Origin of the sequence: Streptomyces sp. NPDC050703, from assembly GCF_040654435.1 — a bacterium.
Taxonomy (GTDB): domain Bacteria; phylum Actinomycetota; class Actinomycetes; order Streptomycetales; family Streptomycetaceae; genus Streptomyces.
The window spans coordinates 62597-88305 of sequence record NZ_JBFAHX010000004.1; the positions used below are offsets into that span (position 1 = coordinate 62597).

Sequence of the window (25709 nt, forward strand, 5' to 3'; positions counted from 1 at the left end):
CCCTCGTCGAACCCGGTCGTCCCGCCGCCTCGGCCTCGCGCACTGCACTGCCGATGGCTCCGCTCAGACCAGCCGCCGCGCCGTCGCCCACCGTGTCAGCTCGTGGCGGTTGGAGAGCTGCAGCTTCCGCAGGACCGCCGACACATGCGACTCAACGGTCTTCACGGAGATGAACAGCTGCTTGGCGATCTCCTTGTACGCATACCCGCGCGCGATGAGCCGCAGGACCTCCCGCTCCCGCTGAGTGAGGCGGTCCAGGTCCTCGTCGACCGGCGGCGCGTCGGTGGAGGCGAAGGCGTCCAGGACGAAGCCGGCCAGACGCGGCGAGAACACCGCGTCGCCGTCCTGCACCCGGAAGATCGAATCCACCAGGTCGGTGCCGGTGATGGTCTTGGTGACATACCCGCGGGCGCCGCCGCGGATGACACCGATGACGTCCTCGGCGGCATCGGAGACCGAGAGCGCGAGGAAGCGCACCGGATTCTCCGCGTCCGCCATCAACGGCGCGCAGCGGCGCAGCACTTCCACACCTCCGCCACCGGGCAGGTGCACGTCGAGAAGGACGACCTCGGGCCGTGTGGCCGTGATGGTCGTGACCGCCTGGTCGACATCGGCCGCCTCTCCGACCACCTCGACGCCGGTGACGTCGGTCCGGCCGATCTCCGCCTGCACCCCGGTGCGGAACATCCGGTGGTCGTCGACGAGCACGACCCGCACGCGACGCCCGCCCGCACCGCCGCCCTCGTCCGAACCGGTCGGCTCCACGGGCTCGTTCGCCTCGGTCGCGTCGCTCATGTCGTCGCCGTCCTCTCCATTTCCAGCTCGACTTCCGTGCCGCCGCCGGGCACCGCGCGCAGCCGCGCCGTGCCGCCGTTGCGCTGCATGCGGCCGATGATCGATTCTCGTACGCCCATGCGGTCGTCCGGCACGGAATCCAGGTCGAAGCCGGGGCCGCGGTCCCGGACGGACACGAACACCGTCTCTCCCTCGACTTCGGCGAAGACCTGCACCGCGCCGCCCTCGCCACCGTACTTGGCGGCGTTCACCATCGCTTCCCTCGCGGCCTGCATCTGCGCGCTCAGCCGCTCGTCGAGCGGGCAGTCGCCGACCACGACGACCTCGATGGGCACGCCGTGCTTGTCCTCGACCTCCGCCGCGCTGCGACGGACCGCCTCGGCGAGGGTGTCGGGCTCCTCGTCCTCGTCCTTGCCGGTGCCCTCCGGGTTGTAGAGCCAGGCGCGCAGGTCGCGCTCCTGGGCACGGGCGAGGCGGCGCACCTCGCTCGCGCTCTCGGCGTTGCGCTGGATCAGGGTGAGTGTGTGCAGCACGGAGTCATGCACGTGGGCGGCGACCTCTGCTCTCTCCTGGGCCCGGATGCGCATCAGCCGCTCCTCCGAGAGATCCTGCGTCATGCGGACGAGATAGGGGCCGGCGAGGAGCGCGATGCCGACCAGCACGGCCAGCGCGGCCTGCAGCACGGCCCCCAGGTGGGCGGCCGACCCCTGGAGCACGAAGATGCCGGAGACACCGGCACCGACCAGGAGCACCCCGGCAGCCGAGCGGGCCAGCGTCAGGGTGCGCCGACGACGGCCGACCGCCATCCAGCGGGCCCTGCGGGCGTTGTCGGCCTGCCGCCAGACAAGAGCGACGCCGGCGGCGACGAGCAGGGACGGGACGACATAGGCCTTGGTCGAGCCGTCCAGATTCACGTTGCTCACGAACGCCATGGCGACGACGACCATCGCGAGGAGCGCGACGATCTGCCCCTTGTCCGGCTTGCGCGCCACGAGTCTTCGCCGGCCGTCGGGTGAGAGCTCGGTCGTGACGGCCGCGGGCGGCCGCTCCGCGTCCACACCTCCGATGCCGAGCGGGACGAAGAACCAGAACGCCGCGTACAGAAGAGCGCCGAGACCGTCCGCCGTGGCCAGGCCGACGAAGATCAGCCGCACCCAGATCACGGGCAGCCCGAGGTGCCCGGCGAGACCGCGTGCGACACCACCGAGCCAGCGGCCGTCGCCGCTGCGGTAGAGCTTGCGCAGCGGTCGGACGGCGTCGATGGGTGGTGCGGCGGTCTCCGGCATGTCATCGATATTCACACGCGGGCGCGAGCGGGGGCATCAGGGTCGATCCCCGAGACTTCCCTGATCTCGGCCCCCGTCCCGCCCCTGTCAGGGTCCGTGCCCGAGACGTCTCAGGGGCGATATCAGGGTCCGGCCAGGGTTGTCCCGACTGCCGCGCCGCGCTCACGGCCGTCACCATGGACACATGACAGATCAGCAGCCCACCGAGACGGAGACCGAGGCCGCCATCCACGACGCCCTGCGCGGTGCGTACGGCGCTTCGGGCGGCCCCGTGGGCGGCCTGGGGCAGGAGCTGGCCGCAGACTCGCGGAAGTTCCGCCGCGATCGCCGTCACAAGCGGCTCGGCGGTGTGTGCGCGGGGCTCGGCCGGCACTGCGACATGGACCCGGTGATCTTCCGCATCGGCCTCGCAGTCCTCTCGATCACGAGCGGTCTCGGTCTGGTCTTCTACGGCTTCGCGTGGCTCTTCGTCCCGTACGAGGACGAGGAGGAGAACGAGGCGCGCAGGCTCCTCTCCGGCCGGGTGGACGGCCAGGCGCTGACCGCCGTGCTGTTCGCCCTCGTGGGCTGCGGAGTGTTCCTCACCTTGCTGAACAACGGCGGGGCGCTGACGTTCGCCGCCGTCCTCGCCCTGCTCCTTGCGGGCGCGGGGTACTGGTCGCAGCAGCGCGGGGCCCTCGCCCCCGACCCGGTCGCGGCGCAGGCCGCGGCGGACGCTCCGCCCGAGGCGAAGGCGCCGCCGGTCACCTTCGGCCCCTCCTGGTGGCGCGACCCCATAGTGAAGGACGGCACGCACGACGGGCCCTCGGGCTACTTCTGGGGCCCGCAAGGTCTGGAGATCCGCTATGAGCCGTCGGGACACCACCATGGCGCGCCCGGCGCGGGAGCCGCGTCCGTCCGGCCCCCGAAGCCCCGTGGACCGCGCTGGATCGGTGGCTGGGTCTTCCTGTTCGCACTGCTGGCCGGCGGCCTCGGCACGGGGCTGACCTGGCACGAGCATCCGCTGGGCACGACCTTGCAGGCGGGTCTGGCGTGTGCGCTCGCGGTGTTCGGTCTCGGCATCGCGGTCAGCGCCTTCCTGGGACGCACGGGAGCGGGATCGATCGTGCTTGCGGTCATCACCGCCGGGCTCCTCGCGGCCACGGCGGCCCTGCCGAAGAACATCACCACGCACTATGCCCGGACGGACTGGATACCGACCACGGCGGCCGATGTCCGCCCCCAGTACGAGGTGGGTCTCGGGACGGGCAAGCTCGACCTGAGCAGGATCGACCTCGGCAAGGGCCAGACGCTGGAGACAAGCGCCGAGGTCGGCATGGGCGACCTGAGGGTGATCGTGCCGAAGGACGCCACCGTGCGGCTCGACGCCGAAGTGGGCGTCGGCGACATCGTGTTGCCGGACGACGGCGGCAAGGACCTGGACATCGCTCCAGGCAGGGAGAAGAAGGTGACGCTGGAGCCGTCTTCGGGCGGCAAGGACGGCGGCACGCTCGATCTGCGCCTCGAAGTAGGCGTCGGACAAGCGAAGGTGACCCGTGCTACGTCATGAATCACACCCCGGCAAGCTGGTGGCGGGCCTCAGCATCCTGGCGGTCGCCGTCGTGTACGCGGGCGACGCCGGAGGTGCCTGGGACGCACCGTGGTTCGTCGCGCTGCCCATGGTGATGGCGGGGCTGCTCCTCGCAGGCGTGACGGCGGCGATCCATGGCATACGCCCGCGCGGCGCGGCCCGTACGGGTGGCCGCCCCCGGTCCGGCGGGGAGCCGCGCGACTGATCGGGCTCCGCGGCTAGCGAGGCCCCCGGGCGCCCCTGCGGCGGCCGGCGAGCATGGCGTCGACGGAGAGGACGGAGGCCCCGGCGAGTACCAGCGGCAGCCATGCCATCAGATAGGCGAGGTCGTTGCCGTAGTAGTAGGGCTCGGTGGCCCAGCTGACCGTCAGCCACAGGCTGAGCGAGATCAGCGCACCGCCCAGTGCGGCGATACGGGTGAAGAGGCCGAGCAGGGTGCCGATGCCGACGGCCAGTTCACCGAAGGCGATGGTGTAGCCGAAGCCGACGGGGCTCTTCAGCGAGAGATCGACCAGGGAGGGGATCGCGGAGATGTCGCGGATGTCGGTCATCATCTGCCCGATCGACCCGACACCGCTCGCCCGCATGAAGACGTCGTCGGTGAGCTTGTCCAGACCGGCGTAGATGAAGGTGACGCCGAGGAAGATCCGTAGGGGGACCAGGGCGTAGCGGGAGGCGGTCGTCCGCCGGTCTTCACGCCTGGCGCAGTGGGTGTGGCTGTCCGTCCGCATGCCGTGAGCCATGGCTCTCGCCGCCTCTCCCGTCGACCCGTCACCTGACCATACGGAGAAGAAGGGGCGGTTGCTCATCCGTCTGCGTCGGGTCTCGGAGCATCCCGCGCGGAATCCTGCACGACATCGTTCGAAATCTTGAGGGGAGGAGAGTTGCGATGCTTCAGGCGAGGGGGGTCGGCCGGTGGCTGGGCCGGCTGGTTCAGTCCGTGACGTCGACCGTGACGCGGTTGGTCTCGATGCCTGCCGCGGTGATCACCTGGACTTCGACGCGACCGGGTTCGACGTCGACGGGGACGGGCACGGTCAGCGTGGCGTCGGTCGGGTTGGTGAAGCCACCCGCCACGGGCACGAGGGGTACGTGGACGTGGACCGCGCCGATGCGGACGATCATGCGGGCCAGCCGGTCCGCGCTCCCCGCACCCGGCGGCACGAAGCCGGCGCCGCGGATCTCGATGTCGTCGCCCGTGCGGATCGGGGCGTCGAGGTCACCGGCCTCCCGGGACCGCACCACGGAAAGGATGACGGGACGGCCGCCTTCGGAGTACTTCCCCGCCAGGTACGTCGCGGCCGACACGAGGACGAGCAGCGCGAGTCCCCAGGGCAGATCCGGCAGCTGCTCCGGCCGACGCGCGAGGCGTACGGCGGCGAATACCACGGCGACGGCGCTGACCAGGACGTACTGCGTGTCGGTGAAGCTGCCGCGGCCCGCGTCGTCGGTGAGCGTGTCGGCGGCCCGCGGCCGGTGGGCGCGCACCTTCTGGAGCCGCTGGCCGAGGACCCGCAGGCCGACGACCCTGCGTACGAGGACGGCGACCCCGCACACCACGGCGAGGACGGTCACCGTCGCGGCGGCCCGTTCGATCCCAAGCCCGGCGATCACCTCGTCCCGCTCGTCGTGCCCCGAGGCCACGGCAAGCCGGCCCGCGAGGACGAGCACCGCGAAGACGACGAGGAACACCCAGGAAGCAGCCACGGCGCGCGAGGTGGAGAGCCGGTTGTCCTCACCGATCACCGGCGCGAGGATGCCGCCGCGCTCCCGGTGGACGTATGCCGCGCCGGTCAGCGTTCCGCACACGAGGGTGGCGGCGATCAGTCCTGCCGTGCGCGCGGCGGTCCAGCCCGCGCCGATCGCGGTGAGCGCCTGGACCAGAAGAAGGACGGTGAAACCTCCCCACACGACACCCAGCGTGCGGGGCCACAGGCGCCGCAGCCACGCCTCGCCCTCGGCCCTGCCGCGTTCGGCCACGTCCTGCGCGGACTGCGTCAGCTCGTCCGACACCCACTGCCGGGAAGCTCCCGCCGAGTGGGCGACGGCCGCGGGGACGCCTTCGCCGGCCGCCAGTTCATCACGCTTGGTGAGGAACGCGGCCACGGCCAGCCGGTGCCCCTCGCGGGCGCCGTGCGGGCAGCCACCGCACGTGCAGCCGCCGCCGTGCGCGCCCTGTCTCGCCTCCTGCACCGCCACCGCGTACGCCGCCTTCCCCGCCCTCGCGACCCTTCTGGCCGCCTCTGAACTTCCCTGTGAAACAAGGGGATTGTGCCGCACTGAGGGGTGTCCTCACTCCTCGGGTCAGGTCAGCGGGGGTGAACTGGTCGCCGCGATGTTGACTTCGGGGTCAGGTCAGCAGGTCGGGCTAGCTGCGGCTGATGTCCTGCCGCGGGGACGGGTGTTTGAGCCACGCGACCAGATCTATGGGTGTGGGCGCCCGCACGTGCCCTCATCCTCCGCGTCCTGCTGTACGAGGCGGAAGCTGCCGGGGGCGAGCGCAGGTGGTCAGAGGGGTGGGGAGCAAGGAGCCGGGTCGATCAAAGGCGACAGAAGGTGTCCGGTATCGGCGGGAGACTCGACGCATGTCGTTCAACCAGAGAGACCTCGGCACAGCGGAGCCCGTCGGCTGGGAAGGTTTCGTAGCGGCGGAGCCGGTGTTCGCGGCGACGGTCCAGAGCCGCTTCGACGCATTCGTCCACCACACCCTCGCCACGCTCCGCAAGGACGGGTCTCCGCGCACCTCGGGGATCGAAGTCCGTTTCCTGCACGGCGAGTTGTGTCTCGGCATGATGCCGGGCTCCCTCAAGGCGCTGGATCTGCGCCGCGACCCGCGCTTCGCGCTCCAGGCGAACCTGGGTTCCGACGCCGAGATGACCGAGGGGGACGCCCGGATCACGGGCCGTGCGGTCGAGGTGCGGGACCCTCGGGTCATCGCGCGCTATGCCGACGCGGTGCAGCCGCCGGACCCGGACGCGTTCCATCTCTTCCGTACCGAGCTGACGGAGGTGGTCCGTACGTACATCGAGGACGGGAAGTACCTCGCGGTGCAGCTCTGGAAGCCGGGCGCTGCGCTGCGGACGACGCGCCGCACCTGACGGTCTCCACCGGGCGGCCGGGTGACGCGGAACGGCGCCGCCCGCCTCGCGGGAGGCGGACGGCGCCGTTCACGGCAGGAGGGAGATCACTCCCACTCGATGGTCCCCGGCGGCTTCGAGGTCACGTCGAGCACGACGCGGTTCACGTCGGCGACCTCGTTGGTGATACGCGTGGAGATCTTCGCGAGGACGTCGTAGGGCATGCGGGTCCAGTCGGCCGTCATGGCGTCCTCGGACGAGACGGGGCGCAGCACGATCGGGTGACCGTAGGTGCGGCCGTCGCCCTGGACGCCGACGCTGCGGACGTCCGCGAGCAGGACGACCGGGCACTGCCAGATGTCGCGGTCGAGACCGGCTGCCGTCAGTTCCTCGCGGGCGATGGCGTCGGCCTCGCGGAGGAGGTCCAGACGCGCCTTGGTGACCTCGCCCACGATGCGGATGCCGAGGCCGGGTCCCGGGAAGGGCTGGCGCTGGACGATCTCGTCCGGCAGGCCGAGCTCGGCGCCGACCATCCGGACCTCGTCCTTGAACAGCTTGCGCAGCGGCTCGATGAGCTGGAACTCAAGGTCCTCGGGGAGGCCGCCCACGTTGTGGTGGGACTTGATGTTGGCGGTGCCGGTGCCGCCGCCGGACTCGACCACGTCGGGGTAGAGCGTGCCCTGGACGAGGAACTCCACCGGCTGGTCGCCCGGGGCCTCGGCGATGATCTCCGCCTGGGCCTGCTCGAAGACGCGGATGAACTCGCGCCCGATGATCTTCCGCTTCTCCTCGGGGTCCGAGACGCCGGCGAGGGCCTTCAGGAAGCGGTCCGCGGCGTCGACGACCTTGAGCTGGACGCCGGTCGCGGCGACGAAGTCCTTCTCGACCTGCTCGGTCTCGCCCTTGCGCATCAGGCCGTGGTCGACGTACACGCAGGTGAGCTGCGAGCCGATGGCCTTCTGCACGAGGGCGGCGGCGACGGCGGAGTCCACGCCGCCGGACAGGCCGCAGATCGCACGCTTGGTGCCGACCTGCTCGCGGATGGCGGTGACCTGCTCGTCGATGACGTTGCCGGTCGTCCAGTCGGGCTTGAGGCCGGCGCCGCGGTAGAGGAAGTGCTCCAGGACCTGCTGGCCGTGGGTGGAGTGCATCACCTCGGGGTGGTACTGCACGCCGTACAGCTTCTTCTGGTCGTCCTCGAAGGCCGCGACGGGCACGACGTCCGTGGACGCGGTGACGGTGAAGCCCTCGGGCGCGGCGCTGCACGCGTCGCCGTGCGACATCCACACGGACTGCTCGGCCGGGGTGCCCTCGAAGAGGGTGGAGTCGGCCTTGGAGACGGCGAGCGGCGTACGGCCGTACTCACGCGCGCCGGTGTTGTCGACCGTGCCGCCGAGGGTGGTCGCCATGAGCTGGAAGCCGTAGCACATGCCGAAGACGGGGACGCCGGCCTCGAAGAGGGAGCGGTCGACGGTGGGCGCGTGCTCCGCGTACACCGAAGAGGGGCCGCCGGAGAGGATTATTGCCGCGGGCTTCTTGGCGAGCATCTCGGCGACGGGCATCGTGCTCGGCACGACTTCGCTGTAGACCCGTGCCTCACGGACGCGACGGGCGATGAGCTGGGCGTACTGCGCTCCGAAGTCGACGACCAGAACGGTGTCGGGAGCGGCGGCAGCGGTGGGCGCTGATGGCACGGCGGCGGCCTTCCGGCGTTGAGCGTGAGCAAGAGGCTCAGTGCGTGAGCAGGGGGTCTGTTTTGTCGATTCTACCGGGCTCGACGGGATCACCTTCGTCGCATCCGACGGCTCTCGCGACGGGAGGGAGACGTGGGGTGACAACGCGGGCGGCACGCGGGCGGCACGCGGGCGGCACGCGGGCGGTACGCGGGGTGGCACGTGGGCGGTACGTGGGGCGGCACTCGGGCACCACGTGGGGAAGCACGCGGGCGGTACGCGGGGCGGCATGCGGGCGGTACATGGGGTAGCACGCGGGCGGTGCGTGGGGCGGCGGGCGCCGGGCTTGGTGGTGCGGGTTGTACGCCGGGGGCGCGCGCCAGGTTCCCCCCTCGCCCACGCCCCCCGGGGGCTAGCGGGGGCGGTGGGGTCTCAGTATGCGGGCCGTCTGCCGGGGGCGTTTGACCGCGCGTGGGCCGGTGGGGGCATACTGGCTCCGTGACCAAGCGCTACGACTTCCTCTTTACCTATGGCAACCGGCCTGCCGGCTGCCATGGTCGAGCTGCTTGATCACCTGACAAGCGACTTACCGGGCGCCCCGGGCCGACAAGGCCCGGGGCGCTTCGTCGTATCCGGACCTTGCCGCTCCGGGGCTCCCCGGCCGAACCGGACCTCCCAGGAGCCCACGATGACCACCGCCACCACCCCCATTGCCTCCGCCGACTCCGCCGCTGCCACCGCAGCCACCGCCCCGTCCGGTGCCAAGGGTGCCGCCCTGGCCGCTGCCGAGAGGACCGGTGCGTGTACTCCCGAGGCCGTCGGCACGATCGAGAACGCGCGGGAGCGTATCGACGCGCTCGACGACCGCATCATCGGGCTCGTCCAGGAACGGATGGCCGTCTCGGCCGTCATCCAGGAGGCCCGCATCACCTCGGGCGGGCGCCGCGTGAACCTCTCGCGCGAGATGGAGATCCTCGGCCACTACAGCGACGCCCTCGGCAAGCCCGGCACCGCCCTCGCGATGACGCTCCTCGAACTGTGCCGTGGCCGCGTCTGACCACCCGATCCTGCCTCCCCCGCAGCCGGGCCACACGCGCCCTGCGGATCTGAGTTCGGGTCGGCTCTCACCCGTACGGCGCGTGACCGGTTGCGGGCGGGCTTCGTTGGTCCCGGTGTCCGTGTCAGCCAGGGGCGGGCCCGCAAGAACCACGCGTGGCTCCGCTGGGGCGATGAGGCGCACGGACCGTTTTCCCGTGCGCCGTGGGACCTCGCTCCAGTGATGTGACCGGACGGCAGGGGACAGCAGCCCGGTCACCCAAGAGAACGGTCGGCTCCGGGGACGCCCGGGGCCGACCGGGCTCCTCCTCCCCGTCTTCCTCGGCCGCCCGCCCGCGCGCGCCCTCCGGCCCTTTTCCCGGCCTCTTTTGCCTATAGAAGCGGTCGAAACGGTTGCCCCGCGCCCGCCCATCGAGCACGATGCGTAGGAGGACGGCCTTGCGGCCATCCGTTCGCAACGTGACTGCCAGTGGTCGAGACCAGGCGTGCGCCCCCCGTGCGCCGGGGCGGCCACTGGTTGTGCGGGCCAAGCGGCGCACACCCCCCGGCGCCGCCCCGCGGCACCGACACTGCCCTGAGTCGGTGCTGACGGCCAAGGGCCCCGCGGATCCGTCCCGCGGGGCCCTTCGCTACGTCCGGTTACCGCCCGCTACTGCTTCTCCAGCTTCGCGACCTGGGCCTCGACGACCTTCTTCGGTACGCCGAACTCCTTCGGCTTGAGCAGGTTGATCGAGTAGAAGGCGACGAGCGTCGAACCGCTGCGCACGACGGTGAAGCTCATCGGCGTCTTCTGGTCGTCGATGAGGCCCACGAGCTTGTACGACACGGCGTCGTCGCCCAGCTTCGGGGCGGTCAGGGGAGCGACCTCGCCGAACTTGGAGCCCGCGTCCTCGTAGGACTTGCACTTCTCCGTGGACGTACGGAGGTCGTCCATGACGTTCTTGGCGGCGCCCTCCTTGTGGGCGAGCAGCGCGAACGAGATGACCGTGGCGTCCAGCTCGTCCGGGCCGGTCATGGAGCGGCCGACGCGGGCAGCGGCCCTGGGGTCGCTGGTGAACATGAACATGTCGGCGACCGCCTGGCAGGCGCGCGGGTTGACCGGCAGGGTCAGCTCGGGCATGTCCTCGGCGGAGAGTTTCTCGACCTTGTACCCCTTGAGGTCGCCGTTGGCGAGCACGGCCTTCTCCAGCTGGGCCGAGGAGAGCGCGGCCTTCGCCTCCGGCTTCGGCTCGGGGTCCTTCTTCGGCTGGTCCGAAGCGGCCGACTTCGACGGCTTCTTGCCGTCGTCGGAGTCGGAGCCGGAGTCGCCGCCACCACCGCACGCAGCGGTCAGGCCCAGCGCGACCGTGACCGTCGCGGCCACCACGGCCCGGGACACAGTTGACTTCACGTTCTTCTCGCCTTCAGTTCTCATCCTGCGGATCGCAGGCCCCCGCCCGAGGCGACATGAAAGCGCTGACACGCCGACTTTGCCAGTGATTTGCGTAACGATCGGAAACCGCCGGAAAGGTTGTACCGCGCCTGTGTGACTTTGGCGGCTGCGACGTCGTCCAGGGACGTCCATCAAGGTCGCCCGGGGCCGTCCACCAGGTCAGAGCTTGGCGAGTTGCGCGTCGACGATCGCGGGCGCCACCTCGGGGTTCTCGTCGGCGGTGGGCCTGGCCCCACCGACCCCACCGTCCCCGCCGCCGTCCCGTTCCGCCTGCCGGTCCTCCTGGACGCCCTCGGGGTCGTAGAGGTTCGACGCCGCGAAGGTCATCAGCGTGCCGCCGCGGCGTACGACCGTGACGCTCTCGCGGATCACGAAGTCGCCCTCGCGGTGCGCGTACGCGTACGAGACCGCCTCGTCGCCCTTGTCCGGCGCGGGCAGCGGGTGCATCCCGAAGTAACGGTGGCCGCCCACGCGGAAGGTGGCGCACCCCTTGGCCTTCGCCGCCTCTGCCCTCTCCGTTGCCTCTGCCCTCTTCGCCGCCCCGGCGGTCCGCGTCGCCTCGCGCAGGTCCGCCATCGTGCCCCTCGCGTCGGTGACCGCGTAGGAGGCGAGTTCGACGTCCGTCGTCGTGTGGTCCCCGGCGTCCGCACCGGTCACCACCCGGGCGACCCGGGCCCTCGGCTCGGGGAGGACGGCGAGCGGGGCGCACCTCGCGGGGGACGCCTGGCCGGCGCGGGCGGCGGTGGACGCCGCCGTGTCGGACGCCTTCGGGCGCTCGACCTCGTACCCCTTGATGTCACCCGTGGCGAGGGCCGTCCTCTCCAGCCGTGCCGCGGGGCCCTTCGAGGGAGCCGCACCCTCCCTCGGCTTCCCCCCACCGCCACCGCCACCGTCGCCGCCCTCACCCCCGCCGCCGCACGCGGCGGCCGATCCGAGAAGGGCGAGGGCCGCTACGGCCACCACGGATCGCGACACAGCTGACTTCACGGACTTCTCCCCCGGCTCCCGGCACTTCACGTACGTAGGCGTGGTGCGGAGTCACTCGCACCACTTCGGCCTCCACGACGGCCTTCACGACCGCCGCAACGACTACGACGGAAGAAGATCATCACCGGTTCCGCCGGGATCTCCGCCTGGCCCGCCCCTCCGCTCACCGGCCCCGTTCACACGCCCCGCCCACCGGCCCCGCTCACCACCCCCAGATCCAGAACCGCAGCGGGCTGAGCAGCACGATCGCCGCGGCCATGCCGCCGAAGACGATCACCACGCTCCACACCTGGCGGCTCCGCCGCGAGCGCTCGGAGCGGCCGCCGCGGGTCGGACCCGTGGGCGCCGCGCGCCAGTCGTCGGGGCGCCAGCGCACGGGCTCGGCGTCCCGTTTCGCGCGCCGGCGGCGCAACCGTCCGGCCCTCGCCGCTTCCTGGCGGGCCGCCTCCTCGTCCAGCCGCCTGAGCCGTTCGGCCACCATGCGGGCCCGCGCGGACGGCTCCTTCGGCGCCGACGCACGGATGTCCCGTTCGCTGTCGTTCTCGAACCTCTCCCACACCTCATCGGGTATGGCCACGCCGTCCCCTCCCCTTTTCCCCCCTCGGCCGGGCCCGGCGCCCGGAGAGGGGGGCAGTTCTACGGCACCCCCTCACGACCGCACAAGCAATGTGATCCATGCCACATAAGGATTCTGTGAATGCGGGGACAACCATTCACAGCCATTGCAGGTCATGCATGCAGTAACTATGGCCACACCCGCGTCCACACCGCGGAGGCCTCCACCTCCGTGCTGCCGCCCAGGCAGTGCGCCGGACTTCCTGAGGAACTCATGAAGCTTCGCCGTGCCATGGCAGCAGTGGCGGCCACGGCTGCCATAGCCCCGATCGCGCTTCTGTCGGCCCCGGCCGCCTACGCGACGGGGGACACCGCCGACGAGACGCCGGCCGCGGTGGCCGAGACGCCGGACCCCTCGAAGAGCACGGCGGAGGGCGACCCCGCCAAGACGCCCACGGGTACGCCGGACCCCAGCAAGACGCCCACGGGCAAGCCGACCCCCACACAGACCCCCACCCAGACCCAGACGCCCACGGGCAAGCCGACCCCCACACAGACCCCCACCCAGACCCAGACCCCGACGGGCAAGCCGACCCCCACCGCCACCGACGAGCCCACCGACGAGCCGACGGACTGCCCCGTCGACGACGACGGCGTGGACGTGGACTCGGACCTGAAGATCGAGCTGACCGGTCTGCCGGGCAAGATCGTGGCGGGCAGCGGCTGGCACGAGTTCCAGCTGACCGCCGCCAACCCGACGGACAAGACGCTCGGCGAGGTCAACTGGATCGCGGCCGTGGACAACTTCTCGGACAGCGACTCCGAGAAGAACTGGCTGAGCAACTACGCCGACCTCCAGTACTGGGACCCGGCGGCCAAGTCCTGGACGTCGATCGACGGTGACCTGAACGGCGGCCTCGCCTTCGGCGTCACCTCCGAGCTCGGCCCGAAGGACAAGGTCGCGGTCAAGCTGCGCCTCGACGTCAGCGCCAAGGCCCCGACCGGCGAGGGCTACGCGATCGGCCTCGGCGGCTACGTGGACAGCGAGGCGAACTGCGTGCACAACTCGTTCGCGTACTACCCGCTGACGATCCTCAAGCCGGGAAGCACCAACGAGAACCCGGGCACGCCCACCCCGAAGCCCGACGTCAAGCCGTCGGACGTGAAGGTGCCCCAGGGCGGCGCCAAGGAACTCCCCGTGACCGGCAGCCTCGCCGAGACCGGGTCGAGCTCGATGCTGCCGACCATCGGACTCGTCGGCGGCGCCGCTGTCGCCGTCGGTGCGGGCGCGATGTTCGTCGTCCGTCGCCGCAAGGCCGACACCGCCGCGTAACAGCGGCCCACAGCACGCGGAAGGACCTGCGCTCGGAGGGGGGTGCAGGTCCTTACGTGTGTCCGGGTACCGGTACCCGGACGGCTGACGTGCGCGGGTACCGGCACCCGCGCCTACTTCTTGGGCGGCACCGCCGGCATCCCGAGGAACGGCAGCCGCAGCGCGCCGAAGGCGTCCGCGGGGACCGCCGGGGCCTTCGGTTCGACCGCAGCGAGGCGCGCGTACCGCTCGCCCTGGGCGGGTCGCGGGTCCTCCGCGCCCTTGTTGGGCCAGAAGGACATGGCCCGCTCGGCCTGTGCGGTGATCGTCAGGGACGGGTTCACGCCGAGGTTCGCGGAGACCGCGGCCCCGTCGACCACCGAGATGCCGGGGTGGCCGTAGAGCCGGTGGTAGGGGTCGATGACGCCGGTGTCCGGGGAGTCGCCGATGGGGCAGCCGCCCAGGAAGTGGGCGGTCAGCGGGGTGCCCATCAGCTCGCCGATGTTGGAGCCCGCGAAGCCGTTGATCTCCTGGGAGAGGAGCGTCGCCGCGCGCGTGGCCTCGGGGATCTGGTCGGGGTTGGGCGCGCCGTGGCCCTGCCGCGCGGTGAGCAGGCCCTTGCCGAGCCCCTTCTCCTTGCGGTACGTGGTCAGGGAGTTGTCGAGCGTCTGCATGACCAGGCCGATGATGGTCTTCTCCGACCACCGCCGGTTGGAGAGCGAGCGCACGAGGAGCAGGGGGTGGCGGGCCACGTTGCCGAGCCACCCGGCGACCCGCGCCTTGCCGCCCCTGCGGCTGTACGGGACCTGGAGCACGGTCAGGCTGCCCATCGCGTTGGACTTCTTGCCGTACCGGACGGGCTCGATGTGCGTGGTGGCGTTCGGGTGGATCGACGAGGTGATCGCCACGCCCTTGGTGAAGTCGGCCTTCGGCGCGCCGTGCCGCTCGCGGTAGCGGCGGTCGGTGGTCTGGGCGCCCACCAGGGCCTCGGAGTTGGTGCGGGTGAGCGTGCCGAGCCGGGGCGAGAGGCGGGGCAGCAGACCGGTGTCCTTCATGCGGTGGAGCAGCGTCTGGGTGCCGTACGTACCGGCGGCGACGACGACCTCGCGGGCCGTGAATGTGCGGCCCCTGCCCTTGCGCCGGTCGTTCGTGGGCAGTGTCGAGACCGCGTAGCCGCCCCGCGCGTTCTCGGTCACGGCGACGACCGACGTCATCGGGTGGATGACCGCGCCGGCCTTCTCCGCGAGGTGGAGGTAGTTCTCGTTGAGGGTGTTCTTCGCGCCGTGCCGGCAGCCGGTCATGCACTCGCCGCACTCGTTGCAGGCCTTGCGGGCGGGGCCCGCGCCGCCGAAGTAGGGGTCGGGGACCTCCGTGCCGGGCCGCGCGGTCGCGGTGCCGTCCCCGTCGTCGCCGTCGCCGAAGAACACGCCGACGGGCGCCATGTGGAAGCTGTCCCCGACGCCCATCTCCTCGGCCGTGGCCTTGAGGTGGACGTCCGAGGGCGTCATCGTCGGGTTGAGCCGCACCCCGAGCATGCGCTTGGCCTGCTCGTAGTACGGACCCAGCTCGGCCTGCCAGTCCGTGATGTCCTTCCACTGCGGGTCGTTGAAGAACGCGGCGGGCGGTACGTAGAGGGTGTTGGCGTAGTTCAGTGAGCCGCCGCCGACGCCCGCTCCCGCGAGGACCATGACATTGCCCAGCAGATGGATGCGCTGGATGCCGAAGAGGCCGAGGGCCGGGGCCCAGAGGTAGTTCTTGAGGTCCCAGGAGTTCTTGGGCAGGGACTCGCGGGTGAAGCGGCGGCCCGCTTCGAGGACGCCGACGCGGTAACCCTTCTCCGTCAGGCGCAGCGCGGACACGGCACCGCCGAAGCCGCTTCCCACGACGATGACGTCGTAGTCGTACGACGCGTCGCCGCCCGCCTGGTTCCGGACAGAGCTCTCCTGTGACATCGACTCTCCTCGTGGGGAACGGGCGCCGTACGGGGCGCGGCGGGCTTCGGCTAGCGCAGCCGCAGGGCCTTCATGACCTTCAGGCTCGTGCTCATGAACGCCGCGTACTTCTCGTCGTCCAGGCCGAAGGAGGGCGCGAGCGGCATCAGCCGCTGCTGGGCGATCGTCTGCGCCTCGGTGTACTTGAGGATGCCCTCGGAGCCGTGCCTGCGGCCGAGGCCCGAGTCCTTCATGCCGCCCATCGGGGCCTGCACGCTGCCGTAGGCGGGCGCGTAGCCCTCGTTGACGTTGACCGTGCCGGTGTGCAGGCGGGCGGCGAGCTTCCGGCCGCGGCTGCCGTTCTTCGTCCAGACCGAGGAGTTGAGGCCGTACGGCGTGGCGTTGGCCAGCTCGACCACCTCGTTCTCGTCCGTGAAACGGTAGATCGAGACGACCGGGCCGAACGTCTCCTCGCCGCAGACCGCCATCGGCGCCTCGACGCCGTCCAGGATGGTCGGCTCGTAGAAGTAGGGGCCGATGTCCGGGCGCGCGACGCCGCCCGCGACGAGCGTGGCGCCCTTCGCGACGGCCTCCTCGACGTGCCGGGTGACGGTCTCCAGCTGGCGCTCGCCGACGAGCGAGCCCATGTCGGCGCCGTACGCGAGGGACGTGCCGAGCCGCATGGCCTTCGTACGCTCCGCGAAGCGCGCCACGAAGCGGTCGGCGATGGACTCGTGGACGTAGAGCCGCTCGATGGAGATGCACAGCTGGCCCGCGGAGGAGAAGCAGGCGCGGACCGCGCCGGCCGCGGCCTTGTCCACGTCGGCGTCGTCCAGGACCAGCATGGCGTTCTTGCCGCCGAGTTCCAGCGAGACGCCGACGAGGCGGGCTGCGGCGCCCTGCGCGACCTCGCGGCCCGTGCGCGTGGAGCCGGTGAACGAGACGTAGTCGGCGTGCCTGACGATCTCGGGGCCGACGACCGGGCCGTCGCCGAGCAGGACCTGGAATGCCTCGGCGGGCAGGCCGGCCTCGATGATGAGGTCACGGGCCCACAGGGCGGTGAGGCAGGTCTCCGTGTCGGGCTTCATCACGAGCGCGTTGCCCGCGACGAGGGCGGGCAGCGCGTCGCCTATGGAGAGTTCGAGCGGGTAGTTCCAGGGGGCGATCTGCCCGACCACACCGCGCGGCAGGCGGTTCTCGGTGACCTTGGTGAGCGTCGGGACGACGCCGGTGTGCCGCTTGGGGCCCAGGTACGAGGGGGCCTTGCGGCCGTAGTGCCGGGCGGCGACCACGACGGCCTGGATCTCCTCGTGGGCGTGGAGCCTGGCCTTGCCGGTCTCCAGCTGGATCAGGTCGAGGACCTCGGCCTGGCGCTGGAGCACCAGGTCGTGGAAGCGGAGCAGGACGGCGGCGCGCTGCCTGACGGGCGTACGCGCCCAGGCGATCTGCGCGGTGCGCGCCCGCTGGAACGCGGTGGCCACGTCGTCGGGGGTGGACTCGGGCAGGTCGGCCAGCTTCTCGCCGGTGAGCGGCGTGTGGTTGGCCGTGCGGCCCGAGCCGATGACGTCACGGGTGAGCTGGGCGATCAGCTCGGGCGTGACCACGTCGGCGGCGGTACGGGCGCCGTCGGGTGCCGGGGCGGTCGGGTTCGTACCGAGGGGCGCTGCGGTGGCCTGCGTGTCCGTCATGCTCGTGAGAGTAGGCCCACACAAGCCTTTTGGGTACCCATCGGTAACGGGCTTCACGGGTCACTCACACCACGCCAGTGATTGCTGGCGATAAAGCCGCTGATCAGGGCGTTACCGCTTCACCGGGCCACTTCTCAGAGCTTGTCGAGCTCCAGCTCCGCGATGGCGGTCTCCGCGACCTCGCGGCCGCGCGCGGTGAAGTCCCCCTTGCCGGGATAGCCGATCATCAGCCGGTACATGTCGCCCGCCTCGGACTTGTAGTACAGGATGCGCATCTCCCGCGGGCGCGGGTTCTGGCTGTCGTTGCTGGAGTAGACGACCGTGTTCTCCGCCGCCTTGCGGCCCTGGTACGTGGTCTCCTTGCCGTCGCTCCTGGGCACGGGATCGGAGGCCATGCCGAGGCCGTAGCTGCCGGACTGCTTGTACTCGGCGTTGTCGTCCCACATCTGCGCGGCGGCGGTCTCGGCGATCTCGCCGCCGTCGTCCTCGGCCTTCTTCTCCAGGGTGAGGCTGATCCAGACGCTGCCGCTGGGGTCGGTGTACTGCACCCAGTGCGTCGTCGGCTCCTTGTTGTCGTCCTCGCTCCTGGTGTAGCCCTCGGGAGCGGCGACGGTCGCCGCCAGCTCCTTCGACGCGTGCTTCTCCCAGCCCTCCGTGTCCGAGCCGCCGAACGGGTCGAGCGCCACGAGCACGGAGGCCACCACGGCCGCGGCGACCGCTCCGGCGACGGCGGCCAGCGCCCTGCGGCTCAGGAAGATGCCCTTGCCGCGCTCCCGGCCCGCCCCGTCGCCGACCGTGACGGCCTGCGTCGGCGGCGGCTGCGGGGGCCTGGCCGCCTCCTCCAGGAGGGCGCGGACCCGGGCGGCGTCCGGGCGCTGGGCGGGGTCCTTGGCCAGCAGGCGGTTGATCGCCTCGGCGAGCGGGCCCGATGCGGACGCGGGCGGGGCGGGTGTGGCGTTCAGGACGGACTGGAGCGTGGCCGGGGTGTTGTTGCGGCGGAAGGGCGAGACGCCCTCGGTCGCCGCGTACAGGACGACGCCGAGCGACCAGAGGTCGGACGCGGGGCCGGGCCGCTGCCCGAGCACCCGCTCGGGGGCGATGAACTCGGGCGAGCCGACGAAGCCGCCGGTGTCCGTCAGGTTGGTCTCACCCTCGATCTGGGCGATGCCGAAGTCGGTGAGGACGACGCGGTCGTGGTTGCCGAGCATCACGTTGTCCGGCTTCACGTCGCGGTGCAGGATGCCCGCCCGGTGCGCGGCGTCCAGGGCGTTCAGGACGTCGAGGCCGACGCGTGCGGCGTCCCTGGCGCCCAGCGTGCCCTCCTGGAGCGCGGCGCCGAGCGAGCGGCCGTGCACCAGTTCCATGACGATCCAGGGCCGGCCGTCCTCGACCGCCACGTCATGGACGTTGACCACGGCCGGGTGGTCTAGGCGGGCCGCGGCGCGCGCCTCGCGGCGCATCCGCTCGTACGCGTTGGCGCGCTCGCGCTCGGGCAGGTGGTCGGGCAGCCGCGGCTCCTTCACCGCGACCTCGCGGTCGACCGTCTCGTCCTTGGCGCGCCACACCGTGCCCATGCCGCCGTGCCCGAGCCTCGCCAGGAGCCGGTAGCGGCCCGCGACGAGCCGCCCGGCGCCGGGGTCGGCCGCGGCCCGCTGCTCCGGCACCACCTGGGTGGGCTGCGGCTGTGCCGGCTGCTGCTGCGCGTAGGGGTTGCCGGGGTGTACCGCGCCGTCCTGCCCCGGTACGCCGGGCCGCGGCGGCGGCTGCAGGTCGAAGCTCGTCGGGTCGTACGGGCCCGGGCCGTGTGAGGTTCCCCCGTCATTGCTCATGCCTCATGACTACCGTGGGCGGCACCTCGTTTTCCAGCCAGGCCGCTCACTTGTGACCGGGGTGATGCACGGGCCCGGACAGCAGGGGCGACCACCGTACGACCGGCCCTGACGACGCCTCCTAGCGCCGTACGAACGTGTCGACCGCCGTGTCGAAGTACTTCCGCACCTGCTCCGACTCCTCCGCGGGCCCCGAGACCCACACGTCGTACATCTTGCCGCCCTCCGCCCAGCACAGGTCGTACGTCTGCCGCTCGCCGCCCGCCTTGCCGGGGTCGTCCCAGATGAACTCCCAGAGCGCCGCGGGCCTGCCGTTGCGGGTGGTCTCGGTGATCTCGCCGTCGCGGTAGCCGGGGTTGGTCCGCGGCCCCTCGTCGTCGGCGCGGCGCTGTACCGCGAGCGGTCCGCCCGGCTCCGGCTCGGCCTCCTTGATGCCGACGCGGTAGGTGCCGCCCGGCGAGACGTAGAAGATCCGGACGCCGTCGGTCCGGCGCACGAAGCCGCGCGGCACCGCGAGCTCGAAGCCCTCGGGGTCCTTGGCGAGGCGGTAGCCGTCGGGTGCCTGCGGGGTGGAGGGGCCGGGCGACGGCGTCTCCTCGGTGACGGTGACCGTGGGGCTCGGGGGGACGGTGGTCGGCGATGGCGACGCCGTGTTGGCCGGTTTTCCGTCGTCGCCGTCCCTGCCGAGCAGCAACGCGGTGGCCGAGACCGCGCCCCCGGTCACGGCCGCCACCAGCGCCGCCGTGATCAGCACGGCCCGTCTCTGGCGCCCGCGCGGCCCCAGCGCCCGGGCGGGCCTCGGCAGCAGGACGCGCCGCGCGCCCGCCAGGCGTCCGTGCCCCGCGCCTTCGCGGCCCGCTCCCCTGCCGCCGGCCGGCGGCGCGGACATGCGCCCCGTGTCGACGTACTCCCGGAGCAGCCGCTCGGCCCCCGCCGCGTCGAGGCGCCGCCTCGGGTCCCGCTCCAGCAGGCCGTTGACGACGGGGAGGAGCGGGGCCGCGCGCTCCGGCGGGCGGATCTCCTCGTATATGACGGCGTGCAGGACACCGCCGATCGAGTCCCTGCGGAAGGGCGACTCGCCCGCGAGCGCGGTGACGAGCAGCGCGCCGAGCGACCAGAGGTCGGAGGCGGGTCCGGTCCGCTCCCCCGCGATGCGCTCGGGCGCGGTGTACTCCGGCGAGCCCACGAACGACCCCACTTCCGTGAGCGTCGTCGCCCCGCTGACCTGCGCGATCCCGAAGTCGGTGAGCACGACACGGCCGCCGGCCCGCTCCACGAGCACATTGGCGGGCTTCAGGTCGCGGTGCAGGATGCCCGCCTCGTGGGCGGTGCTCAGGGCGCCGAGCAGGTCGATGCCCATCCTGGCGACGGTCTGCGCGTCGAGCGGACCCGTCCGGCCGATCTGCCGGGCCAGCGACCCGCCCTCGATCAACTCCATGACGATGTACGGCTGCTCGCCGTGCTCGACGACGTCGTGGACGACGACGATGTGCGGATGCCGCAGCTGGGCGACCGCGCGGGCCTCGCGCAGGGTGCGCTCGCGCTGCTGCGCGGCCTCGGTGTCGGAGAGCGTCTCGTCCCTGTCCAGTTCCTTGACGGCGACCTGGCGGCCGAGCAGCAGGTCCGTGGCGCGCCACACCGTGCCCATGCCGCCCCGGCCGAGCCGCGCGTCGAGACGGTAACGCCCCGCGATCACCCGGGCGTTGCCGTCGCCCCCCATGGCGTCGGCGTCCCCTCCGCCGGCTCTGCCCGCGCCGGCGCCGGCCGCGCCGGCGTGGTCTCCCAGGCTCCCCATGCGGCCATCATGCCCCACACGTGTACGAAGGAAATGGGTGTCACCGCCGGGCGGCTGGTTCCGGCCGCAGCCACCGGGAGCCCCACTGGTGCACCGGGGCACCCGGGGCCCGCGTCAGCCCTCCCGCCAGCCCCGGAGCATCGAGTCGAACTGCTGCCGGGTGGTGTCCCAGCCCTCGGCGGGGGCCGAGAGGTAGATGGCGTACTCGACGCCGTCCTTGCTGATGTAGATCTGTTCGATGGCCCGCCGGGGGCCCTTGGTGGTGTCGTTCGCCCCGGCCGTCCAGCTGAACTCCCAGAGGGCTCCGTGCCGGCTGCGGAACGTGTTCGAGTCCAGGTGCAGCCGCCGGTAGTCCTGGTACTTCCGCAGGCCCTTCTCCAGGTCCAGCTGATGCATGTACGGGGAGTCGAAGTCGGGGCTCTTGTCGACGCCGATCCGCAGGAAGCGCCGTCCGCCGTCCGGCGTGTAGTCCACCTGGCTGCCGTTCGCCTGGCGCTTCCAGCCCTTGGGCAGCATGAGGCTGAAGCCGTCGGGGTCCTTCACGCGCTCCCAGTCGGCGGGTATGCCGCTCACGGACTGCCCCGCCTGTTGCCCCGCGGTCCGCCCCTGTTCCTCGCCGTCGCCGCCGGTGAGGTGCAGGAAGCCGAGGACTCCGCCGCCGCCGAGCAGGGCGGCCGCGACCACGAGGGCGGCGACGGCGAGCCCGCGGCGGCGCGACCCGGCCCGATCCGCCGCGGGGCCCCGGCCGTGGGCGTCGTGGCCGCCACCGGCACCCTGGACGGCCGTGACGGGCCCCGCGCCGTGCGGGACCGCCGCCGAACCGTACGGGCCCGCTGAACCGTGTGGCGCCGCCGAGCCGTACGGGCCCGCCACGCCGTAGGGGGTGGTCCGGCCGTACGAGGTGGCCTGCCGCGGGCGGATGGGGTGCGCCTGGGTCGGCACATAGGCCTGCGCCGCGCTCGGCCGCCGCCCCTCCGCGGCCTCGGCCAGCATCGACTCCGCCTCCTCGGCGGTCGGCCTGGCCGCCGGGTCCTTGCGCAGGAGCGCCTCGATGACGGGCGCGAGCAGGCCCGCGTGCGCGGGCGGGGGCGGCTCCTCGGTGACGACGGCCTGCATGGTGCCGAGCGGCGACGTGCGCCGGAACGGCGAGGTGCCCTCGACCGCCGTGTACAGCGTGGCCCCGAGCGCCCACAGGTCGGACGCGGGGCCCGGGTTGGCGCCGCTGACCCGCTCGGGCGCGAGGTAGTCGACGGAGCCGACGACCTCCCCGGTGCGGGTGATCGTCGAGTCGCCCTCGATCGCGGCGATCCCGAAGTCGGTGAGCAGGATGCGGCGGTCGTCGGCGAGCAGGACGTTGCCGGGCTTGACGTCGCGGTGCAGCACCCCCGCGGCGTGCGCGGCCCGCAGCGCCTTCAGGGTCCACAGGCCGATCCGGGCGGCCTCGACCGGCTCCACGCGGCCCTGGTCCTTGACGGCGTCCGCGAGCGAACAGCCCTCGACCAGCTCCATCACGATCCACGGCCGGTCGTCGTACTGGAGGACGTCGTGGACGGTGACGACGGCGGGATGGTTGATCCTGGCCGCCGCCCGCGCCTCCGTCTGGGTCCGCGCGAAGAGGACCGCGCGGTCGGCCTCCTGCACGAACTGCGCGGCCGTCAGTTCCTTGACGGCGACGGTACGGTGCAGCACCTCGTCCTGCGCGCGCCACACCCGTCCCATGCCACCGCGGCCAATGGATTCACCGAGACGGTAGCGGCCCGCGAGGAGCAGGCCCTGGCTCTGATTCACGTTCCCCCGCAATGGTCTTGACAGGGCCAGGTTAAGGAGCGGGCCGCGCGCAGGGAACCGCAGGGGGGCCACGGAGACCTCAATGTGACGCTTGCCGCGCATGCCGGACGGGGCGGCCCACGCTCTCCGGGCCTGGTCAGGAAGGGTTCTGAGGGCCCGTCGGGGATCAGCCGGAGACGCGGTAGGTGGCGGACGCCTGTTCGTAGATCCGCGTCACCTCGTCCCGCTCGGCCTCCGGACCGCGCACCTGCACCACGTGGTACTTGCCGCCGACGACCATCGCGAGATTGCGTACGTAGAGCTCGCGGCCCGCGTCGTCCTGCCAGGTGAACTGCCCCTCGGCCATGGCCCGCCCGCCGACGTCGATGCGCCGCATGCCGCTGGAGGTGGCCCAGGACGAGTCGCGGAACGGCTGAAGCTCCCGCTCGTGCTCGCGCTGGTACTTCATGGGGTCCCGGCCGTAGCCGTCGGTCGTGTCGCGGCCCGGGACCACCAGGAGTTCGAAGTCGCCGTGGGTGTAACGGACCTGGCCGCGGCCGTTCTTCGGCTGCCGGTCCCAGCCGCGCGCGACGGCCACGCGGAATCCCTCGGTGTCCTTGCGCAGGACGAACCCCTGCGGCAGCTCGGGTCCTGTGGTCTGCGGCTGCTGCGAGCCGCGGTTCTTGCCGGACGCGTCCCCGTCCCTGCCCTTGCCCTTGTCCTTGCCGGGGTCGTTCTCAGGGTCCTTCCCGGGCTTCTCCCCGTCGCTGGGGTCGGGGTTCGGCGGCGCCGCCGAACCGGCCTCGCCCACGGACCCGGCCCGGTCGCCCGAGCCCCCCTCGTCGTTCTTGGGCATGAACAGCATGGCGTACGCGATCGCCGCCACGAGGCCGATCAGGATGGCGAGCAGCAGCAGCCGTCCCAGCGACCGCGGGCGCGCGGGGCCGCGCTCCCGCGACACGGGCGCGGCCTCGCGCGGGGGCGGCGGCGTCCCGCGCAGCTTGCGCGGCTCGGGCGGCGGCCCGGACGCCCGCACGGCCCTGCCCCTGCCGCGCTTGTGCCGACCGTGCCCCCCGGTGGTGGCGGGCGCGGACGCCCGGCGCTTGCGCACGACCTCGCCCCTGCGGCGCACGATGGGCAGGCGCCCCGCGTCGTACGGCGGCACCGGCACCACGTGCGCCCCCGCCTCCGGCTCCGGCGCGGACCGCACCAGTGAGCGGAGCCAGCCGTTGACCTCCTCGAAGTCGAGGCGGTCGGTGGGGTCCTGACGCAGCAGCGACTCCACCACGGGCCGCAGCGGTCCGCACTCCTCGGCGAAGGCGGGCGGTTCCGCGCACACCATCTGCACCAGTTCCGCGGTGCTGTCCTCGGGGTAGGGCGCGTGTCCCTGCACGGCCCTGAAGAGGAGGGCGCCCAGGGCCCACAGGTCGGTGGCCGGGCCGATCGGCGCGGCGAGCTGCCAGTTCTCGTGCACGGGGCCCGCCTGCTCGGGCGCCCACCGCTCGGTGACGGCCCCCACCACGACCATGCGCGCGTGCCGCGCCCGCTCGGCGTCCAGGGCGCTGCCGGGGCCCCGCCGCGCCTCGCCCGCGTCCCCCCACTCGCCGAAGCCGCCGGCGGGGGCGCCGGTGCCGGTCGGGGCGGGGGTGGCTTCGGGGGTGCGGGGCTCGCCCGCGCCGCCGGGCGCGCCCTTGCGACGGGCCGTGGCGCCGGTGGGCGGTGCGGGGTCGCCCGCGCGGGCCGCGGGGACGCCGCCGCGCGGCTCCGCGGCGTGCCACGGCTTCGTCCCCGCCACTCCGTACGGGTCCGTGATCCTTCCGGGCGGCCCGGGCTCCGTCTCGGCCCCGGCCGCCCTGCCCGGACCGCTCCCGCCGCCGCTCCGCGGCTGCGGCACCCCGCGTCCGCCGCTCTCCTCGTCGCCGAGACGCGCCGCGGCCCTCGTGCCCGCCCGGTACGCCGCGACGGCCGCGCCCGCGCGCGCGGTCCGCGCGTCGTTCCACGCCGCTCCCGCGGTGTCCGCCGCCTCGACGGCGCGCCGCACCGCGGACTCCGCGAAGCCGGCCGCCGGCGCCGGTTCGAGCACCTCTTCGCCCGACTCGTACGCACCGCCGTCGTCCAGGCCCGGTTCGAAGGCCCCTTCGTACGCCGACACGTTCCCCACCGAGCCCGCGGAGCCCGCCGGCTGGCCGGCCTCCACCGGGCGAGGGTCGTATCCGCACAGGGCTTCCTCGGCCGCTCCGGCCGCCAGGCCGGTCAGCATCACGCGGCCGTCGTCGCAGATCAGCACCGTGCGGGCGGTGATGTTCCGGTGCACCCAGCCGTGCGCGTGCAGCACGCGCAGCGCCGCCAGGACGTCCGCGGCGACCTCGGCCGCCCGGTACGGGCTCAGCGGCCGGTCGGCGAGGAGCGCCGCCAGAGGGCGCGCCGCCACCAGTTCGCTCACTATCCACAGCGAGCCGCCCTCGGCGAACACGTCGAAGACCTGGTCGAGCCGTGGGTGATCGGGTATCTGCGCGGCCGTCTGCGCCGCCTCCATGGCGCGCCGCACCGCGGGGTCCGTCGGCCTGCGCGTCGTCCGCGCCGAGGCCCGCCGCATGCCGCCCGCGGCGCCGGCCCTGGGCACGAAGCCCTCGGGCAGATCGTCCTCGTCGAGGACCTCCGCCTCGACGACCTCGGGCAACGGAACCTGCCTGACCAGCACTTCCTGCCCGCTGTACGTGTCGAAGGCACGGGACTCGGCCAGTTCGTACTCGTCCGTGGGCGGTAACGGCAGGCGGTAGCGGTCGGCGAGCACCCGACCCGCGTAGTCGTCCACGATGCCTTCCCCGTCCGCCCGGTGGTCAATTCCGTTCGTCTTGCGGCTCATTGCGGTCCGTAGCGGCTCATCGCGCTGCGCGGGGTCCGCACGTCCTCACGATACGTGCCCTACCCGCACCCCAATGAGGCGATACGAGAT

19 protein-coding genes are annotated in these 25709 nt (G+C 72.5%); 5 read left to right on the forward strand and 14 right to left on the reverse strand.

Features of this window, described 5'->3' with window-relative positions:
• Positions 1-63: 63 nt before the first annotated feature.
• Together AB0I16_RS05025 and AB0I16_RS05030 are read right to left on the reverse strand one after the other, a co-directional pair.
• Positions 64-795 carry a response regulator transcription factor gene (locus tag AB0I16_RS05025; RefSeq protein ID WP_363247936.1) on the reverse strand — a complete coding sequence of 244 codons (732 nt, stop codon included), beginning with the start codon at positions 793-795 and terminating at the stop codon, positions 64-66.
• The gene (locus tag AB0I16_RS05030) at positions 792-2081 is read right to left on the reverse strand and encodes a PspC domain-containing protein (protein ID WP_363247937.1); all 1290 of its coding nucleotides are present in this window, start codon (positions 2079-2081) and stop codon (positions 792-794) included. The genes AB0I16_RS05025 and AB0I16_RS05030 overlap by 4 nt, the downstream gene beginning before the upstream one ends.
• Before the next feature lie 184 nt (positions 2082-2265).
• On the opposite strand from AB0I16_RS05030, the gene AB0I16_RS05035 reads away from it, so the two are divergent.
• Entirely contained in the window at positions 2266-3630 is a 1365-nt protein-coding gene (locus AB0I16_RS05035) for a PspC domain-containing protein (RefSeq protein ID WP_363247938.1), read from the forward strand.
• Positions 3617-3856 (forward strand): hypothetical protein, encoded by a 240-nt coding sequence (locus AB0I16_RS05040; protein ID WP_363247939.1) that lies wholly within the window; start codon positions 3617-3619, stop codon positions 3854-3856. Before AB0I16_RS05035 ends, AB0I16_RS05040 begins: the two co-directional genes overlap by 14 nt.
• Before the next feature lie 13 nt (positions 3857-3869).
• On the opposite strand, the gene AB0I16_RS05045 is transcribed toward AB0I16_RS05040, so the two are convergent.
• On the reverse strand, positions 3870-4394 hold the full coding sequence (locus AB0I16_RS05045; protein WP_363247940.1) for a DoxX family protein: 525 nt from the start codon (positions 4392-4394) through the stop codon (positions 3870-3872).
• 190 nt (positions 4395-4584) lie between these two features.
• On the reverse strand, positions 4585-5850 hold the full coding sequence (locus tag AB0I16_RS05050) for a hypothetical protein (protein ID WP_363247941.1): 1266 nt from the start codon (positions 5848-5850) through the stop codon (positions 4585-4587).
• Positions 5851-6236: 386 nt separating this feature from the next.
• On the opposite strand from AB0I16_RS05050, the gene AB0I16_RS05055 reads away from it, so the two are divergent.
• Positions 6237-6749: a pyridoxamine 5'-phosphate oxidase family protein gene (locus AB0I16_RS05055; RefSeq protein ID WP_363247942.1), complete on the forward strand. Its 513-nt coding sequence runs from the start codon at positions 6237-6239 to the stop codon at positions 6747-6749.
• Between the two features lie 86 nt (positions 6750-6835).
• Here AB0I16_RS05055 and guaA read toward each other — a convergent pair whose 3' ends face one another.
• Positions 6836-8422 carry a glutamine-hydrolyzing GMP synthase gene (gene guaA / locus AB0I16_RS05060; RefSeq protein ID WP_363247943.1) on the reverse strand — a complete coding sequence of 529 codons (1587 nt, stop codon included), beginning with the start codon at positions 8420-8422 and terminating at the stop codon, positions 6836-6838.
• A gap of 667 nt (positions 8423-9089) precedes the next feature.
• Between guaA and AB0I16_RS05065 the strand changes: the two genes are divergently transcribed.
• Positions 9090-9458 carry a chorismate mutase gene (locus AB0I16_RS05065; RefSeq protein ID WP_363247944.1) on the forward strand — a complete coding sequence of 123 codons (369 nt, stop codon included), beginning with the start codon at positions 9090-9092 and terminating at the stop codon, positions 9456-9458.
• 648 nt (positions 9459-10106) lie between these two features.
• Here the strand turns inward: AB0I16_RS05065 and AB0I16_RS05070 are convergent.
• The 3 genes from AB0I16_RS05070 to AB0I16_RS05080 all read right to left on the reverse strand — a co-directional run bounded on the left by AB0I16_RS05070 (position 10107) and on the right by AB0I16_RS05080 (position 12453).
• The gene (locus tag AB0I16_RS05070; protein WP_363247945.1) at positions 10107-10871 is read right to left on the reverse strand and encodes a hypothetical protein; all 765 of its coding nucleotides are present in this window, start codon (positions 10869-10871) and stop codon (positions 10107-10109) included.
• A 177-nt stretch (positions 10872-11048) separates the two neighbouring features.
• The gene (locus AB0I16_RS05075; protein ID WP_363247946.1) at positions 11049-11876 is read right to left on the reverse strand and encodes a hypothetical protein; all 828 of its coding nucleotides are present in this window, start codon (positions 11874-11876) and stop codon (positions 11049-11051) included.
• A gap of 202 nt (positions 11877-12078) precedes the next feature.
• Complete coding sequence (locus AB0I16_RS05080; RefSeq protein ID WP_363247947.1) at positions 12079-12453, reverse strand: hypothetical protein; 375 nt, start codon at positions 12451-12453, stop codon at positions 12079-12081.
• 252 nt (positions 12454-12705) lie between these two features.
• Here AB0I16_RS05080 and AB0I16_RS05085 point away from each other — a divergent pair, with 252 nt between their 5' ends.
• Positions 12706-13764, forward strand: coding sequence for an LAETG motif-containing sortase-dependent surface protein (locus AB0I16_RS05085; protein ID WP_363247948.1), 1059 nt, complete (start codon positions 12706-12708; stop codon positions 13762-13764).
• A gap of 113 nt (positions 13765-13877) precedes the next feature.
• On the opposite strand, the gene AB0I16_RS05090 is transcribed toward AB0I16_RS05085, so the two are convergent.
• From AB0I16_RS05090 to AB0I16_RS05115, 6 genes are all read right to left on the reverse strand, one after another.
• Entirely contained in the window at positions 13878-15695 is a 1818-nt protein-coding gene (locus AB0I16_RS05090) for a GMC family oxidoreductase (RefSeq protein ID WP_363247949.1), read from the reverse strand.
• Between the two features lie 50 nt (positions 15696-15745).
• The gene (locus tag AB0I16_RS05095; RefSeq protein WP_363247950.1) at positions 15746-17362 is read right to left on the reverse strand and encodes a succinic semialdehyde dehydrogenase; all 1617 of its coding nucleotides are present in this window, start codon (positions 17360-17362) and stop codon (positions 15746-15748) included.
• Between the two features lie 134 nt (positions 17363-17496).
• The gene (locus tag AB0I16_RS05100; protein ID WP_363247951.1) at positions 17497-19191 is read right to left on the reverse strand and encodes a serine/threonine-protein kinase; all 1695 of its coding nucleotides are present in this window, start codon (positions 19189-19191) and stop codon (positions 17497-17499) included.
• Between the two features lie 121 nt (positions 19192-19312).
• On the reverse strand, positions 19313-20911 hold the full coding sequence (locus AB0I16_RS05105; RefSeq protein ID WP_363248120.1) for a serine/threonine-protein kinase: 1599 nt from the start codon (positions 20909-20911) through the stop codon (positions 19313-19315).
• 189 nt (positions 20912-21100) lie between these two features.
• Positions 21101-22774, reverse strand: a complete 1674-nt coding sequence (locus tag AB0I16_RS05110) for a protein kinase (protein WP_363247952.1) — start codon at positions 22772-22774, stop codon at positions 21101-21103.
• 166 nt (positions 22775-22940) lie between these two features.
• Positions 22941-25619, reverse strand: coding sequence for a protein kinase (locus AB0I16_RS05115; protein WP_363247953.1), 2679 nt, complete (start codon positions 25617-25619; stop codon positions 22941-22943).
• Between the last annotated feature and the right edge of the window lie 90 nt (positions 25620-25709).

Excerpts from the sequence above, each read along its gene's own strand:
- AB0I16_RS05025 (WP_363247936.1), bottom strand. The coding sequence starts at position 795 with ATGAGCGACGCGACCGAGGCGAACGAGCCCGTGGAGCCGACCGGTTCG.
- AB0I16_RS05030 (WP_363247937.1), bottom strand. The coding sequence starts at position 2,081 with ATGCCGGAGACCGCCGCACCACCCATCGACGCCGTCCGACCGCTGCGC.
- AB0I16_RS05035 (WP_363247938.1), top strand. The coding sequence starts at position 2,266 with ATGACAGATCAGCAGCCCACCGAGACGGAGACCGAGGCCGCCATCCAC.
- AB0I16_RS05045 (WP_363247940.1), bottom strand. The coding sequence starts at position 4,394 with ATGGCTCACGGCATGCGGACGGACAGCCACACCCACTGCGCCAGGCGT.
- AB0I16_RS05055 (WP_363247942.1), top strand. The coding sequence starts at position 6,237 with ATGTCGTTCAACCAGAGAGACCTCGGCACAGCGGAGCCCGTCGGCTGG.
- AB0I16_RS05065 (WP_363247944.1), top strand. The coding sequence starts at position 9,090 with ATGACCACCGCCACCACCCCCATTGCCTCCGCCGACTCCGCCGCTGCC.
- AB0I16_RS05070 (WP_363247945.1), bottom strand. The coding sequence starts at position 10,871 with ATGAGAACTGAAGGCGAGAAGAACGTGAAGTCAACTGTGTCCCGGGCC.
- AB0I16_RS05085 (WP_363247948.1), top strand. The coding sequence starts at position 12,706 with ATGAAGCTTCGCCGTGCCATGGCAGCAGTGGCGGCCACGGCTGCCATA.
- AB0I16_RS05090 (WP_363247949.1), bottom strand. The coding sequence starts at position 15,695 with ATGTCACAGGAGAGCTCTGTCCGGAACCAGGCGGGCGGCGACGCGTCG.
- AB0I16_RS05095 (WP_363247950.1), bottom strand. The coding sequence starts at position 17,362 with ATGACGGACACGCAGGCCACCGCAGCGCCCCTCGGTACGAACCCGACC.
- AB0I16_RS05100 (WP_363247951.1), bottom strand. The coding sequence starts at position 19,191 with ATGAGCAATGACGGGGGAACCTCACACGGCCCGGGCCCGTACGACCCG.
- AB0I16_RS05105 (WP_363248120.1), bottom strand. The coding sequence starts at position 20,911 with ATGGGGGGCGACGGCAACGCCCGGGTGATCGCGGGGCGTTACCGTCTC.
- AB0I16_RS05115 (WP_363247953.1), bottom strand. The coding sequence starts at position 25,619 with ATGAGCCGCAAGACGAACGGAATTGACCACCGGGCGGACGGGGAAGGC.